Genomic DNA, 14,614 nt, shown 5'->3' on the forward strand with positions numbered 1-14,614 from the left:
TTTTATATAGATTTTAGAGCCATTTCATAGAATGAGACGGCTTTTTGTTTTCGAATATTAAAAAGACCCCTAGTCTGATACAAGTGACTAAGGGATTCGTAACATGATGATAGATGATTTTGAGGTATAAATTATTTATTATCCAATCCGCCTTCAAAATCTGCTGAAACGTTTGAAACGTAGTTGGTGAAGTAGCTTTCAAAATCTTTTTTTAGTTGGTCGTACTCCTCTTCGGAGTAATCTTTATCCTCTATATAAGCCTGAAATCTAGGAATTCCCAAATCTTTTTGGAGACGTTGGATTACTTCTGTCTTTGTCATAAGAACCTCTCTTTCATTCTTTATTTTACCATATTTCAAATTGTATGAATCATATATGTTGTTTTAAAAATTTACTTTTGATATACTGTCAAAGTTATTTAAGAAGGAGGCTACTATGTCTATTATTACACTAATCTTAGCTGGGATTGTTGCTTTGGAGCATCTCTATATCATGTATTTGGAAACTTTTGCGACACATTCAGACACGACTAGTCGTGTTTTCAATATGAGTAAAGAAGAACTTCAACGTGATTCTGTTACAAACTTATTTAAAAATCAAGGGATTTACAATGGTTTGATTGCTGTATTCCTCTTGTATGGGATTTTCACAAGTAGTCAGCTACTTGTAACTGTTTTTGTACTCAATGTTTTCTTTGCTGCTGTTTATGGTGCTATAACTGCAAATAAGAAAATTATTTTAACTCAAGGTGGACCCGCAATCTTGACCTTACTTTCACTTATCATTTCCTTATTTTAAAGATTTTATTGTAAAAGAAAAAGCTGCTTTAACTGTTGAAATGGTTTGCAGCTTTTTATGCTTTTGAAGTTGTTTTATTGTGGAATAAATCGTAGAAGAAAATCTGTCATTTCTCGGGGGGATTCTTTTTTTCCTTTATTTATCCAGGCTTGACAAGCACCAAAAATAGCGTGTGCAAAATAAATACTGGCATAGTCTTTCTCAAATCCTTTTAGAGATTTTTCTTCAGCAGTAGGGACAATGAAGTCCTCAGCTATCATACGCTGAAGTTTATGTATCAGAAAATCTTGAATTTCTTTTGATCCATTGGTAGACAATAGAGCTGATAGGAGTTTTTCACGAGTAAGAAATTCAAAGATTTCGAGGAAGGCTCCCTCTTTCTTTCCTTCGTATTTATCGAAGATATACTCTAGTTTATGGAAAAGCTCTTTCTGATAACTATCAATCATTTCATACTTATCTTTGTAGTGGGTATAAAAACTCGAACGGCTAATCCCAGCTGTTTGAACCAGACGAATGGTAGTAATATCATTGAAATCTTGGTCTTTTAAGCATATTACTAAAGCATCTAAAAGAGCTTTTTTAGTTTGAGCTCGCCTTTGATCTTTTGACATACAAATCTCCTTTTATACACTTTTAGACTATGTGTCCAAAAACTAATTATTTAACATTGATTTTCATGTAAATGAGTTTATAATTGATTATATCATAAAAATAAACACAATGTCTAAAAAGGAGAAATATGTTAGCAGAATTAAAGGCGCTTCTTAAAAGTCCAAAGCTCTGGATAACTATTATTGGTGTCTCATTGATACCCGCTTTATATAATCTAATCTTTTTATCTTCTATGTGGGATCCTTATGGAAATGTAAAGCATCTGCCAGTAGCCGTAGTGAACAAAGATAAGAGTGCTAGTTTCCAGAATAAAACTCTAAATATTGGTCATGATATGGTAGACAATATGTCTAAAAATAAAAATCTAGACTATCATTTTGTGACTGAAAATGAAGCCAAAAAAGGAATTGATGATGGTGACTACTATATGGTAATCACTTTTCCAGAAAATCTCTCAAGTAATGCAGCAAGTCTTTTGACAAATGATCCTAAGAAACTTGAAATTTCTTATCAGACAACAGCAGGGCATAGCTTCGTTTCTTCAAAAATGAGCGATTCTGCCATGTCTAAGTTAAAGGATACCGTTTCTAAAAATATTACGTCAACTTATGTTGGAGCTGTCTTTAGGAGTATGTCTCAACTTCAGGGTGGTATGGGAACTGCAGCGAATGGGGCTAGTCAATTATATGCAGGTGCAGGCGCACTTCAGTCTGGGAGTCAGACCTTATCAAATGGCTTAGGAACTCTTGCTGGATCTACACAAACATTGGCTACAGGTGTTGATACCTTGAGTTCAGGCGCGTCTGCCTATACTTCAGGTGTGGCAACTTTGTCAGGCGCTTTGTCACAGTTAAATGCGAACTCTGAGGCTGTTAATTCTGCTGCAGGTCAATTTGTATCAGGAGCAGAGGCCATGAATACCTTAGTTACAGGTGCAGATTCGTTGTCAACAGCGCTCAGTCAAATGGCTACAGCAACAAGTTTATCTGAAGAACAGCAAGCACAGTTGTCAACCCTGTCAACTAATTTAACTGATTTAAATACAGCAATTCAAAATCTTAATACAGCGGTAAGTAACACATCATTACCAAGTGGAACATCAACAACATCAGTAGATACAAGTTCAATAGCGACTTATCTTTCAAATATTTCTTCTGCAGCTAGCTCTATAGCTACAGCTAGTGCAACTGATAAAGCAAATGATTTGGCTGCGGTACAAGGAACAGCTGCTTATCAAAGCTTGACGGCAGATCAACAAGCGGAGATTACATCGGCAATTAGTAATGCAGGCTCTACAGCTAGTAGTTATGCTTCAACTATTGCATCTGATGTGTCAAGTATGTCAACTGCTTTATCTAGCTTGACAGGTACGACAACAACTAGTAGCGGAGATTCAGGTAGTTTGGCTTCTCTACAAACGTCTATTTCAGGCATTGCAAGTTCGGCGAATGCTCTTCTCCCTGTAGCTTCATCAACGGTATCATCAATGCAAGCTAATATTGCTAATGTCAATTCAGTACTTGTCAATCAATTATCACCAGGAGCAACTCAAGTGGCTTCAGGTGTATCAACCGCTCAAAATACTCTAGCAACAGGTGCAAGTGCACTTTCAACTGGTTTGTCAACTTATACTGGTGCAGTGTCAACGATTGCCAGTGGTGCTCAAACTCTAGATGCTAACAGTAGTAGTTTAATGACTGGTTTTGCTACTCTTCAGAGTGGTACAAGTGCTCTCAATACAGGTGCTCAACAATTAGCAACGGGCGGAAATACCTTAACAAATGGATTGACAAGTTTGTCAACTAACCTTTCTACATTGTCTGATTCATTAAATAAGGCTAATCAGCAATTATCTCTTGTTTCTGTAAACTCAGACAATGCAAAAATGGTTAGTGCTCCGCTTAAAGAGAAGAAAACTGATAAGGATAAGGTTGACACTAATGGTGTGGGGATGGCTCCATATATGATTTCTGTTTCTCTTATGGTTGTCGCTCTTTCAACTAATGTTATCTTTGCTAAGAGCTTGACGGGAAGAAACTTTACGAGCCGTTTTGATTGGGCTAAGAATAAGTTCTTTATCAATGGTATCATTACGACTATGTCTGCAATTGCCCTTTATATTGCCATTCGATTTGTGGGAGTTGAACCAAATCATCCATTAGCTACATTTGGTATGATTCTCCTTGCAGCATGGACTTTAATGGCGCTCGTTACAGCCCTTGTGGGTTGGGATGATAGATATGGTGCATTTGCTTCTATGATTATGCTCCTTTTGCAGCTAGGTTCTAGTGCAGGGACTTATCCAATTGAACTTAGTCCTAAGTTCTTTAAGGTCGTCCAACCATTCTTACCAATGTCCTACTCCGTATCAGGTCTTCGTCAAACTATTTCAATGACAGGACAGATCTCAGATCAAGTACGTATGTTATTCATTTTCTTACTTATTTTTGTAGTTGTAGGTATTATTATTTATAGACCAAAGTCTGAAAATGAATAAACTAAAGGCCAGCTCTAATGTGAGCTGGCTTTTTATGTTATTCAACAGTTATATCACCAAGGTCTGAGGTAATAGTTAGTGTGTTATCCTTTGAAATCTTAAGGTTATTTGTGATGTACACCTCTCCTGAATGACTATCGGCTTGAACATTGAGCGTGTAATCTTTAAGAGCTATTTCAATATCACCGGATGTAACATCAAGTTTATTGTGACCATTGAAAATCAGGTTATCTCCAGAGTAATCTCCCATTGCAATAGATAAATCTGAGTTAGTAAAAAGTGTATGATCACTATCAACACTACCAACATCAAGATTAGCTTTTAGGTTGCTGACAATCATTTTAGTAAAAGTTAGGTCCCCTACATTTAGATTGATGTCTGCTTGTTTGATGGTGCTATTACTTAAATCTAGATTTCCAGTTGCTAAATCAACCTTTAAAAAATCAATCGTTTGTTTTTTAGGGAGTGTAATGACAATGGTTTTATTTCTGACTTCCTTGTTGAGAGTAGAAAGCCTTACTAAATCTTTTAATCCGAAAAAGTTAATATGTTTGTTAGAAGTCGAATCTAATTCAGAGTTGTTATCATTGATAGTCAATTGACCATCCTTTACAGATGTGTCAATTGGATTTTTTGTTTTTTGGTAGTAAGAAAGCGTTGCTTTGTCAACTTCACCATTTTTTATAAGCACATTGTAGCTACTACTTTTAATATCAATTTTATTGAAGTCCTTAACTTCTTTCTTGACATAATCTTGCTCACTTATAGTTTTATTTTGTAAATCTGTTAAGCCACCTTGGCTATAACCCCAAGCTACTAATCCTCCTCCTAAAAATAGAGAGATAAGAGACACTCCGAGGACAATCTTTTTCCAAGTTTTCATGATTTTCTTCCTTTCTTGATGAGCCATTTAATCAATAGGGTAATTAGCTTTACAATAAGTTTACAGATTTCAAATGAAATCAAAAGCAGTAAGAGTGCTCCTCCAAACATCAATAGACCTAGACCCACTCCAAACAGTGTTGAAGCTAGTGAAACATTTAAGAGAGAGAAGCTTGTAAAGAAAGTGTAAATACCACTAATGAGTAAGGCAAAAGTAAGAGCTAAGGCAGTCACTATAACTGCAAAAATAACCACAAGAAGTGTCAATAGCATAGCTAGGAAGAATAGTAGAATTGGTAAGGCGACTGGACTGGCTAAAACAGCTAGAATCGCAATCCAGAGGATAGTTGTTTTATTACGTAAGCTACTCTTTTCCTCAATAATCTTTTCGTCTAGAAGACGACTAATGACTTCATGTGCTGCTTCCTTAGGTGTACCCAATTCTGCAATAACCTGAGCTTCATTTTCAGGTCCAGCCTCTTCAAAATATTCCATGAAATATTCGAGAGCCTCTTCATAGTCCTTTTGTGGTAATTTTCGTAGATATTTTGTTAATTTGGCTATATATTCAGTCCTTGTCATGTCTTAATCTCCCTTCTACAATACCATCGAGGGTTTCTTTATAGGTTAACCATTCTTCATTAAGAAATTGAAGATGATTTTTTCCCTCTTGGGTAATACTGTAATATTTACGTTTACGCCCTTGATATGCTTGGCTATAAGTGGTCATATAGCCTGCTTTTTCAAGCTTTTTTAGAATAGGATAAAGTGTTGACTCCTTGATATTAGCCACAAGCTTAATGGTTTGACTAATTTCATAGCCATAAGAGTCTTCTCTATCTATAATAGCTAGTATTAGGAACTCTATCAGGATTGACGATGTTGGAAAATACATAATGTGCTCCTTTGCTTTTAGGATATGTATAAAAATTATATATAATTATTTTACACATTGAGTGTATCTCTTTTAGAAAGATATGTCAATATTTTATATATAAAAAATTTATATAATAGGGATAACTTCTTTTTTATGATAATATGAAGTCAAGGAGTTCTTATGACTATTAAAGATAAACTAGCTCATTACGAGCCAAAGCCACTAGGGGAGAAAGGACGCTATGCAGTGCTTTTACCCTTGATATATGATGTAAAAACTGATAAGTATCAAATCCTTTACCAAGTACGAAGTGAGCATATTTCTCAACCAGGTGAGGTTTCTTTTCCTGGTGGCCGTGTCGAAGAAGGTGAGACTTTTCAAGAAGCTGCTATACGAGAAACTTGTGAGGAATTAAACTTATTTCCTGATCAAATTGACATTTGGGGAGAGATTGATTATCTGATTCATCAGGGGAGAACCATCCATTGCTTTGTTGGAAAGATAAATATAGAAAATTGGGAGGATATTCATCCAAATGAAGAGGTGAAACGGTTGTTTACAATCTATGTTGACACGTTGTTGACAGAGAATCCGATTTATTATAAAGTGATTTCTACCTTGAGTGATGCGAAAGATTTCCCATTTTTCTTGGTAAAAAACAGAGAAAAATACAATTTTGGGTATAGTGAACGTCATATTCCTTTTTACAGAAACTTGACAGAAAATATATGGGGGATGACAGCTATGTTTACACACAGATTTACAGATATTCTGAAAGATTTAGAGTAAAAATAAAAGATCAACGGTAATATGTTGATTTTTTTACTATTAATTAAATTGTTTATTTGCTACAAAAGGAGTGAAATTTATTTCTGAGACAGGGGTCTAGAGTATTCCTAAAATGATTTTCAAAATTAATATGGAAGCTTTTAGCTAGGTGGTCAACTTCAGAGTAGACAAGATTTTTTTGTTTCATTTGTGTCATTCCTATACTAAAAGGGGAGTATTATGTAGATAGAGGCTGTTATGCTTTGGTGTTATTCTGCCTAAGATTGATGATTCTATTGATTTTTCTGAGGGAGTTACCTATGTTGAAGAGAAGGTAAAGCATATAACTATAAATTGTAAAGCTCCAAAAATCTGGGACAATACTGAGACTATAGACAAATAGGACCGTTGCACTAACAAAATTAGACAGCTACATATCATTGAAAGTAGAGGATGTCCTTTTGAAAATAATAGGCTTTCTACGATTAAGGCAAAAGCAGGTAGCAACAGAGTTAGAATGATAATAATAAAGATGAAGCGTTGTGTATCATCTAGCATCAAGTTACCCAATGATTTACCTAGGTAAAAACGAGAATCACTCCCCCCAGGATAAATCAATTCTCTTGTCAGGGGACTAACTAGGATTAGGGTGTCAAATAGTGAGAAAGCCGCCCATCTCCAAATAGGAAAAGCCCATTCTTCCTTAGATAATTCTCTCTGAGTTCTTTCTTCAGTTAATTCTAATTTGATTGTCATCAATATGTACCTCTTTTGGAAAGTCGTTATTTTGATTTAAGATATACCATCCATCTGGTAGTTCAGAGTTTTTAAGTATCTGTTCTAATTGAGAATGTAAGTCAATTTCTTTAGTCGTGGAACCAGAAGGAAAACTCAATTGGACAGTAAGTTGTTTGTTTCGTAGAGCATCTTTAAGTGAAAAATCATAATAGCCACCTAGCGCTTTAGAATGTCCCCTCTCATAAGTATAGAGTGTCGTGTATGGTACAGGTTCTATCTGAACAATAATATTTTTTAAATCTTTCTCGGATCTTAGAGCTTTAGAGATATCATTGATAAATTTTTGATTTCTAGGGTTGATTTTAATAGACTTTTTAACAAAGTCGTCCCCATATTCTCTTTCATCAGGTAAAATCTTATATTCACTATTTTGGCGATTAAAATCTGAGTCGCTTTCCGTTGGACTGGCAATGTAAGGATAGAGTAAATCTTGAATATGGAGAGGCAGTTGAGTCTTTACATGTTCTTTTTTGTTATTAATGGTTTCTTGATAATCAATATGGAAAATCAAGTAATGTTTAACCTCATCTTCTTTATTCATACAATAAGTAATTTTATCTGCCCATCCGATACCAGTTATTTGCACCTTTCCTTGAAATCCACGAGTTTTATAAAACCCTTTAATATTTTCTTGAGCATTGTAATAGAAAAAGATAGCAATCATGGTCAATAATAAAATCAAGGGCATAGTAATTTTAAGGTATTTTAAGTTATTTTTTACCATATTAGTTATGACTCTCCTTAACTAGTAGGTTGTAATCTTTTTGACTTTTAACTTCCTCGAGGTGTCCAGTCGTTGTATCAGTACTTGTAAAATACCAATAGATATCCTCCTTATCTGGTGTTAACTCTTTTTGGAGTTTAATGGCATCATCCAAATTAAGTGAATCAGTTGTTACGATAATTAGGCTGACTCTTTTTTTGAGCGATTGGTCACTGTATTCGTTATCGTCTTGATCTTTGTAATCAGCAAAATTTCTTTCTTTGGTCCAGATAAGGGGCATGGAGTTGATAGTGAGGGGATCATCTTTATGACCTATAGAAAAATTATCCTTTGAAAGGAGATAGCGGTAAGGTTTAGCAAATTCGTAGTATTGACTGACTTTTGCTGGTTTGGTTTTGTTGCCTTATGGGTGCGTAAATTGACATAGAATACTTTTTCGTTGTCATAGGATGAAAATTTCACAAACTCATCCCTACCATCGGAGTACATGGTATTATCCATAGAACCGGGATCATCGTATCCTAGTTTCTTAGCAAGGTCTAGTACATCAATAGTGTGTCCTTTTCCAGTATCTTTACCAAGCTGATAATAGTGGATAATATCATAATTTTTAGGGTACTTCTTGTGTTTAGATGCTTTATACCTAGATTCTTGGAAGGCTAGATAGGAGCGACCGACGGCTAATTGACTTCTCTCAAGTGCTTTTTCATTTCCAAACTTAACACCTAAAACGTTAAAGTTTCCAATTTTGACGTTTTGAAAGGATGTTACAGTAACTTTTTTGTTAGTATAGTCGTAAAGTCTATCGTCTAAGGAATAAGCGGCCTGAATTCTATAACCATAGCGAACGAATGTACCTGTAAGTAGAATGGTTATAAAAATAAGGAGATAAACATGCCACATACGCCATCTAAATGTTTCTATTTTTGTCATAGGAGATCCTCTTTGAGTAATAGAAAAACCATGAAAATAAGATTTTCATGGTTTTTAATTCAATTATTTTACCTCAGTAAGAATCAGAGAAGTTAGTACCGTCTGAAATTAAATATTATCTTGGTCAAAATTATGAGATTTTAGTTGAAATAGAAGAGGTTGATTACTTCGATACGGACTTTAGCAGAGCATCCCATAGACTTTCTTTGGCTGAAATAACTGAAATTGTTAAATATCAAAGTATGGGACAATGTTTGAAGCAACTACCAGAAGGCATAGGAAAAGGTGAAAGGGAATATTGGGAAAACAACTATAAAAGAGATAGATAAAGGGCTATTTTGATTGTTCACGAGAACCAAAATCTGATATTGCTTTTGTAGATATGAGATTTTTCTATGCTAGTGTTGAGTGTGTGGAACGTGGATTGTATCTTTTAAGGACCTCGCTTTGTGTGATGAGTAGAGCAGATAATTCAAACGGACTTATCTTAGCTTCCTCTCCAATGTTCAAGAAAGTCTTTTGAGCACCACAAGAGGCGAAGTCACAAACTCCGCCTCCTTCTACATATTTTTTGTTATAATAGAATATTTTATTTGAAATATCAAGACTTATGCTTGATAAAGCTAGAAAACTTACCCTTTTCCAGCAAGAATATCTGATACTTTATACAATCCTGGGGAATATGTCCGACCAAATAGTTTTTTCGTCAAGGCATTAAACGTATAATGGTCATCTAAAATCAAGACTTCGTCATACGTTTTTAAGAGTGCAATAAAGTCATCGTCTGTTAAATTGGAACCATCTCTAGTATCGATATTTTCATTGCTGAGGTAATAACTTGTTGCTCTGTCGCTGTATGATGCCATTAAATCTAAAAATTCTTGGTCAACCGACACAAAATTTTCTCTGGCATCAACATTGACATCCCACAGATAATAACGACTAGCATATTGGACAAAATAATTATCTACATTCTCCTTATCTGCTGTTACAACCAAAATTCTATCCGTTGACGAATTACTCTGACTTCCAGTAAACTGATGAATTTCTTTTACGACCTCGTTTGTTTCCTGATTGTTATTGTAAACAATGCTATTATTTTCTGACAAGAACATTCCAATGGCATAAACTGTCAAAACAAGGCTCGCGTATTGGTACAAGTGTTTATTAAATAAGCTCTTGTAAGACCTAGCATTACGTTTACTAATGATTTTTTCATACAGACACTTGTCCATTACCCATGCTAAAGCCATGGTCAAACAACCAAAAACAAAGATAACGATGCTCGAAGCATAGCGCTCAAATCCTGCTAATTCTAACGCTTCATCAGTCGGCATTGCTGTCAGATACATGAGTAAAATGCCAATATAGTAAGTCACAATCGAAATATCAACAAATCCCCAAGTCAACAAGACAAATTTCTTATATTTCAAACGAATGCCAATCACAATAAAGGCAATCAGCATAATCAGATTGATTATCAAAATTCCATTGCTTGCCAAACTGTCAAACGTAAACACCGATTTGACAAAAAGAGTGATAATTTTTTGTGGGACGCCTGACAGATTTCCAGTCAATACCTGACCAAGTTCTGACATGGACACCGCATGCTTGGCACTTGAGGCATTTGGGAAATTATCCGTCACATGCTTTTGCCAAATAACAAAAGGAAGACAGCTGACTAGCAAGGTCATTATGAGCAGCACTAGTGCTTTTAAACGTGCTCTTTTACGAACAAGTAAACGCACAATACAAACCACATAAACTACTAAAACGAGAGCGACAAAGAAAAGTCCACTTACTTTGACGATACTTAATAATCCAAGAATTACCGCCGTATTTAGCGACAAAAACCAGAAACGATTACGATAGACAAAACAACCTGCTATGGCTGCCAAGGCCAAGGCCGGAAGCAGAAAATCAACCAGCAAATTATTTAATCGAATAGCAACGTTGAACGTATTAAAAACAGCAAACGAAGCAAAAATCATGCTAACCATTAAGACACGTCGATCATCACGAAGTGCCGCAAACATGGCATAAAGACTGGAAGCAATCAAGAAGAATTGCCCGACCAACATACTACCTTCTGAAAAGCCTACGATAGTCGTGAAAAAATAAATGAAAAGTGAACTTCCAACAGGATAGGTATAATAACTAATAATCGTATCCTGCTGTGTTGGCAAAGCATTATTGATATGGAAAAATTTTACAATCGTTGCCCAATGCGTAAAATTATCATAATGTAAAAGCGGTGAATGCCAGAGCGTTATTCCAAACAAAAGCAAATAAGCCATCATTCCAAGCGCAATATAATCAAGTCTCCTAAAGCGATATTTCTTTTTCCATACCGTCCAAAGATAATAAAGACTCAAAAGACAGCCCAAAACAGAAATGGCATACACGGTCTGCAACATAAAGCCTAACAAACTACCAAGGTACAATACCAATGTAATGACTGAAAATGTAAACACCCATGTCAGACTGCGATTCATCTTCACAGTATTACGGAAAAAGGCATTGTACCCCATGGTAATCACAAAGAACAACAGTAATCTAGCAATACTAATCATACTCTCCCTCTCCATTCATTTGCTAAGGCTTTAAAAGCAGGTAAGCTATCCAAATCCGCTAAATTGGTAACTCGATAAAGCGATTCGTCTCTATCAATATCATAGGACACAAAAGTCAACTGAATTGGCAAATCTTTGTAGGTAAATGCGACATTCGGTTCTTTTTTAGGATTTGTCAATTTTCCAGAAAATGTCATGTAATAATAATCTGTCTTTCTAAGCTGGCATTTTTTTCCAGCAACCTGAACCTCTTCATTAACACGAACTTTCGGAAAAGCTACTTGGTCATAGGCTGAAACAGGACGTTCATTATTTTGGAAACGTTGACTAAAGTTCTCAAATAAATCATCCCATGTTGTCATCCAAGGGTCTTTTTCCTTCGGAAGATTGTGATTAATGCGGTCATAAATGTACTGATAAAATTCGCGCTTATCAGCTTCAGGAATTTCTGAAAATTGAACGCCGTAGCGCCAACCATTATCAATCGCAAAAACACGAACAACATGACCTTTTACCCTCGCATGGTAATCACGTGATTGCAAATTAAGCGTCAGTTCTTTTTCTTTCGGCAAATACAATGGTAAATCCGTATAGAATGAAATCCCCGTTTCTGAAATATCACAGACTCTCACTTGGTAAGAATCATCATCAACCTCAATAACCATAGCTTCATCAACAGTAAAACGCTCACTTGAGCGATAAATCGGACGACCAAGCGCACAGAAAATCGCAAAGGTCAAATTGATGATATGATAAATCAACCAAAAACTGATAATACTTCCATAAAAAAGCTCTGAACCAAATTTTCCATAGTTAAAAGTCACCAAACCATAAACGGCTAATCCCCATAAAACAAGATAAGGAAGCGCATAAAGATACAACGTCCACGACGTATCATTTCCCTTACGTGTCACCTTAAATTTTTTATCGCTAATGCCAAAGGACTCCAACATCATGGGAATAAACAAATACGGAGCAAAAATCGTTTCCACAATTTCTCCCCAAACCTGTGTTCGGTATTGTTTTGAGACTTCTCGCATTGACAAGTGTGTCAATGCGTAACTTGGCAACCAGAATAGGAACAGTAGCCAGATATTTGACACCACCACACGCACATGGAAAACCGTATATAAAATCGGTGCCAAGATATACAATAACCGTCTAAAGAAAGACCACCAATAAAGATAGCCATTAATATAAACAATTCTTTGCCCCTTTGTCAATTTGGGATTAAAGAAGATATTCATATTGTAGCTACTGCGAATAACGCCACGTCCCCAGCGCGCGCGCTGTTTGAGGACACTCTTCAAATCTGTTGGCGTTAACCCGCTAGCCATTGGACTTTTCGTCGAATAATTTACATAACCAGCCGCATTCATCCGAACACCTAGCTCGAAATCCTCCGTAATGGTATCTGTCGGAAAACCACCAACATCTTCAATCGCCTTGCGGAAAATAACCGTATTAGACCCCGTATAAACCGCTGCACCGTGCGAATTATTGCAAACATTAATTTCTTTGGAAAAGAAATCTTGTTCGTTTGGTAAGGTTGATTCTGAAAACAAGTTAAATTGGAAAATATCAGCATTGTAAAAACTTTGTGGCGTTTGAATCAAACCAACTTTTGACTTATCATAATCGTCACCATTTTCATAAGCCTCAACTTGTTCAACAAAATAAGGCACAGTTTCCAACAGGAATTCACGATAAGGAATCATATCCGCATCAAATGTCGCCACCAAAGGTGATGACGTCTGACGTAAAGCATTATTGTAGTTTCCTGATTTGGCATCTTTATTATCCGCCAAACCAAAATAACCAACACCAAGCTCATCAGCCAATTTGGCAACTTCTAGACGATTGGTATCATCACAGACGTAGATATGCACCTTAGACTTATCAGGATATTCCATAAAAGTACAGGCATTAATCGTCTTATAAAGCAACTCTGGATCCTCATTATGCGTTGCAATCAAAACATCCACATCTGGGTAACGCTCCTTAGCAATCTCAGGCTTTTCAAGCTCAAAGTCCTTTTGCTTATTCCAAATGAGAATGTAGCCTGTAATGGCTGAAACTACCTCACTTCCCCACAATAAAATCCCAAAGATCAGCGCAAACCATGAATCATGCCACGGAATAGTCGCCACCAAACGCCAAGTTAAATAAAAGGCAGTCGTTACAAATGCAACGAAATAGAGTATCCTCTTACTAGTCTTCATTCTCACCTCCACTAAAAATCAAATGTTTTTGCACAAAATAACTGACAATGAAAAGTGTACCGTCAACTAAAATCTTCACCAATGAAATTGGCAGCGTCGTCAAGGCATTTCCTAGAACTGTTACCAATAAACTTGACAAAACAATCTGTACTACCACCAAAGTGAAGTATTTTATCGCACTATTTGATTGACCTTGTTTAAAGACCACCTTATGATTCAGGGTGAAATTAACAACAGATGATATCACACGCGCTAAAATCGAAGCTAACGTCACCGCACTAAAACTCAATCCATTAAACAAAGAAATTAAAATCGTAAAAGCAACAATATCAACCAAGAAGGAAAACAATGCTGAAAAAATGTACTTGAAGAAAACCTTGTAAATTCTAATCGAGTCACGAATCGCATCAAAATGCGACGACTGATTTTCATCCAAATAAATCGTTGCAATGCCAACTTCACAAATCAGAATATTGTCCTCTTTTGCCTCAAGTAACATATTCATCTCAAATTCATACCGTTCACCCTCCACGGTTAAGAGTTTTGGCAACCATGACATAGGAATCACACGAAGTCCCGTTTGCGTATCAGAAACGTGCACACCTGTCATAGCCCCCAAGACGTCTCTTGTCAATAAATTTCCAAATTTACTACGTAAAGGAACAGATTTTTCAAATGTTCTAACACCCAGCACCAAACTATCAGGATGTTGCAAAAATTCAGCCAAACATTTCATCATGTCTTCGTAGGTGTGTTGACCATCAGAATCAATCGTCACAATTCCTTTGGCATTAGGAAAATTGTCCAAAATATATGAAATAGCCGTTTTTAAAGCACGACCTTTTCCTTTATTATCAGCATGTCTTTGCAAATGACAAGCATAGTTACTCTGCGCTATTGCAAATAACGGTGCAAAATCAGCTCCAC

The 14,614-nt window shown here is 36.0% G+C and carries 16 protein-coding genes; 4 read left to right on the forward strand and 12 right to left on the reverse strand.

What is annotated here, in order from left to right:
* Positions 1-131 precede the first annotated feature (131 nt).
* The gene (locus HMPREF3112_RS10145; protein WP_003095232.1) at positions 132-320 is read right to left on the reverse strand and encodes a hypothetical protein; all 189 of its coding nucleotides are present in this window, start codon (positions 318-320) and stop codon (positions 132-134) included.
* A gap of 115 nt (positions 321-435) precedes the next feature.
* Here HMPREF3112_RS10145 and HMPREF3112_RS10150 point away from each other — a divergent pair, with 115 nt between their 5' ends.
* Entirely contained in the window at positions 436-798 is a 363-nt protein-coding gene (locus tag HMPREF3112_RS10150) for a DUF1304 domain-containing protein (RefSeq protein WP_038676914.1), read from the forward strand.
* A 74-nt stretch (positions 799-872) separates the two neighbouring features.
* On the opposite strand, the gene HMPREF3112_RS10155 is transcribed toward HMPREF3112_RS10150, so the two are convergent.
* On the reverse strand, positions 873-1,412 hold the full coding sequence (locus HMPREF3112_RS10155) for a TetR/AcrR family transcriptional regulator (RefSeq protein ID WP_038676912.1): 540 nt from the start codon (positions 1,410-1,412) through the stop codon (positions 873-875).
* A 128-nt stretch (positions 1,413-1,540) separates the two neighbouring features.
* Between HMPREF3112_RS10155 and HMPREF3112_RS10160 the strand changes: the two genes are divergently transcribed.
* Positions 1,541-3,910: a YhgE/Pip domain-containing protein gene (locus tag HMPREF3112_RS10160; RefSeq protein WP_038676910.1), complete on the forward strand. Its 2,370-nt coding sequence runs from the start codon at positions 1,541-1,543 to the stop codon at positions 3,908-3,910.
* A 37-nt stretch (positions 3,911-3,947) separates the two neighbouring features.
* Here HMPREF3112_RS10160 and HMPREF3112_RS10165 read toward each other — a convergent pair whose 3' ends face one another.
* Genes HMPREF3112_RS10165 through HMPREF3112_RS10175 form a run of 3 tightly spaced genes read right to left on the reverse strand, consistent with a single transcriptional unit; the run spans position 3,948 to position 5,687 of the window.
* Positions 3,948-4,793, reverse strand: coding sequence for a DUF4097 family beta strand repeat-containing protein (locus tag HMPREF3112_RS10165; RefSeq protein ID WP_080730939.1), 846 nt, complete (start codon positions 4,791-4,793; stop codon positions 3,948-3,950).
* Complete coding sequence (locus HMPREF3112_RS10170; protein WP_014635185.1) at positions 4,790-5,374, reverse strand: DUF1700 domain-containing protein; 585 nt, start codon at positions 5,372-5,374, stop codon at positions 4,790-4,792. Before HMPREF3112_RS10170 ends, HMPREF3112_RS10165 begins: the two co-directional genes overlap by 4 nt.
* A complete protein-coding gene (locus HMPREF3112_RS10175; RefSeq protein WP_014632494.1) occupies positions 5,361-5,687 on the reverse strand; it encodes a PadR family transcriptional regulator in 327 nt (108 codons plus the stop codon). The genes HMPREF3112_RS10170 and HMPREF3112_RS10175 overlap by 14 nt, the downstream gene beginning before the upstream one ends.
* A gap of 162 nt (positions 5,688-5,849) precedes the next feature.
* On the opposite strand from HMPREF3112_RS10175, the gene HMPREF3112_RS10180 reads away from it, so the two are divergent.
* A complete protein-coding gene (locus tag HMPREF3112_RS10180; protein ID WP_014635184.1) occupies positions 5,850-6,458 on the forward strand; it encodes an NUDIX hydrolase in 609 nt (202 codons plus the stop codon).
* A gap of 297 nt (positions 6,459-6,755) precedes the next feature.
* Here the strand turns inward: HMPREF3112_RS10180 and HMPREF3112_RS10185 are convergent, their stop codons facing one another.
* The 4 genes from HMPREF3112_RS10185 to HMPREF3112_RS10195 are packed head-to-tail and all read right to left on the reverse strand — an operon-like array spanning position 6,756 to position 8,892.
* The gene (locus HMPREF3112_RS10185) at positions 6,756-7,193 is read right to left on the reverse strand and encodes a hypothetical protein (RefSeq protein ID WP_239682190.1); all 438 of its coding nucleotides are present in this window, start codon (positions 7,191-7,193) and stop codon (positions 6,756-6,758) included.
* A complete protein-coding gene (locus HMPREF3112_RS10190) occupies positions 7,168-7,959 on the reverse strand; it encodes a hypothetical protein (RefSeq protein ID WP_038676904.1) in 792 nt (263 codons plus the stop codon). Before HMPREF3112_RS10190 ends, HMPREF3112_RS10185 begins: the two co-directional genes overlap by 26 nt.
* A gap of 1 nt (position 7,960) precedes the next feature.
* The gene (locus HMPREF3112_RS11810; protein ID WP_223896471.1) at positions 7,961-8,239 is read right to left on the reverse strand and encodes a hypothetical protein; all 279 of its coding nucleotides are present in this window, start codon (positions 8,237-8,239) and stop codon (positions 7,961-7,963) included.
* Positions 8,240-8,271: 32 nt separating this feature from the next.
* Positions 8,272-8,892, reverse strand: a complete 621-nt coding sequence (locus HMPREF3112_RS10195; RefSeq protein ID WP_223896469.1) for a hypothetical protein — start codon at positions 8,890-8,892, stop codon at positions 8,272-8,274.
* 206 nt (positions 8,893-9,098) lie between these two features.
* On the opposite strand from HMPREF3112_RS10195, the gene HMPREF3112_RS11815 reads away from it, so the two are divergent.
* Positions 9,099-9,221 carry a hypothetical protein gene (locus HMPREF3112_RS11815; RefSeq protein WP_256262698.1) on the forward strand — a complete coding sequence of 41 codons (123 nt, stop codon included), beginning with the start codon at positions 9,099-9,101 and terminating at the stop codon, positions 9,219-9,221.
* Positions 9,222-9,524: 303 nt separating this feature from the next.
* Here the strand turns inward: HMPREF3112_RS11815 and HMPREF3112_RS10200 are convergent, their stop codons facing one another.
* The 3 genes from HMPREF3112_RS10200 to HMPREF3112_RS10210 form a co-directional block, all read right to left on the reverse strand.
* On the reverse strand, positions 9,525-11,465 hold the full coding sequence (locus HMPREF3112_RS10200) for a hypothetical protein (protein ID WP_048676480.1): 1,941 nt from the start codon (positions 11,463-11,465) through the stop codon (positions 9,525-9,527).
* Entirely contained in the window at positions 11,462-13,687 is a 2,226-nt protein-coding gene (locus tag HMPREF3112_RS10205) for a glycosyltransferase family 2 protein (RefSeq protein ID WP_048676483.1), read from the reverse strand. Before HMPREF3112_RS10205 ends, HMPREF3112_RS10200 begins: the two co-directional genes overlap by 4 nt.
* Positions 13,677-14,614, reverse strand: a 938-nt coding sequence (locus HMPREF3112_RS10210; RefSeq protein ID WP_141738676.1) for a bifunctional glycosyltransferase family 2/GtrA family protein, incomplete at its 5' end; no start/stop codon positions are given. The genes HMPREF3112_RS10210 and HMPREF3112_RS10205, both read right to left, overlap by 11 nt.

This window comes from Streptococcus sp. HMSC10E12 (assembly GCF_001807855.1).
Taxonomy (GTDB): domain Bacteria; phylum Bacillota; class Bacilli; order Lactobacillales; family Streptococcaceae; genus Streptococcus; species Streptococcus salivarius.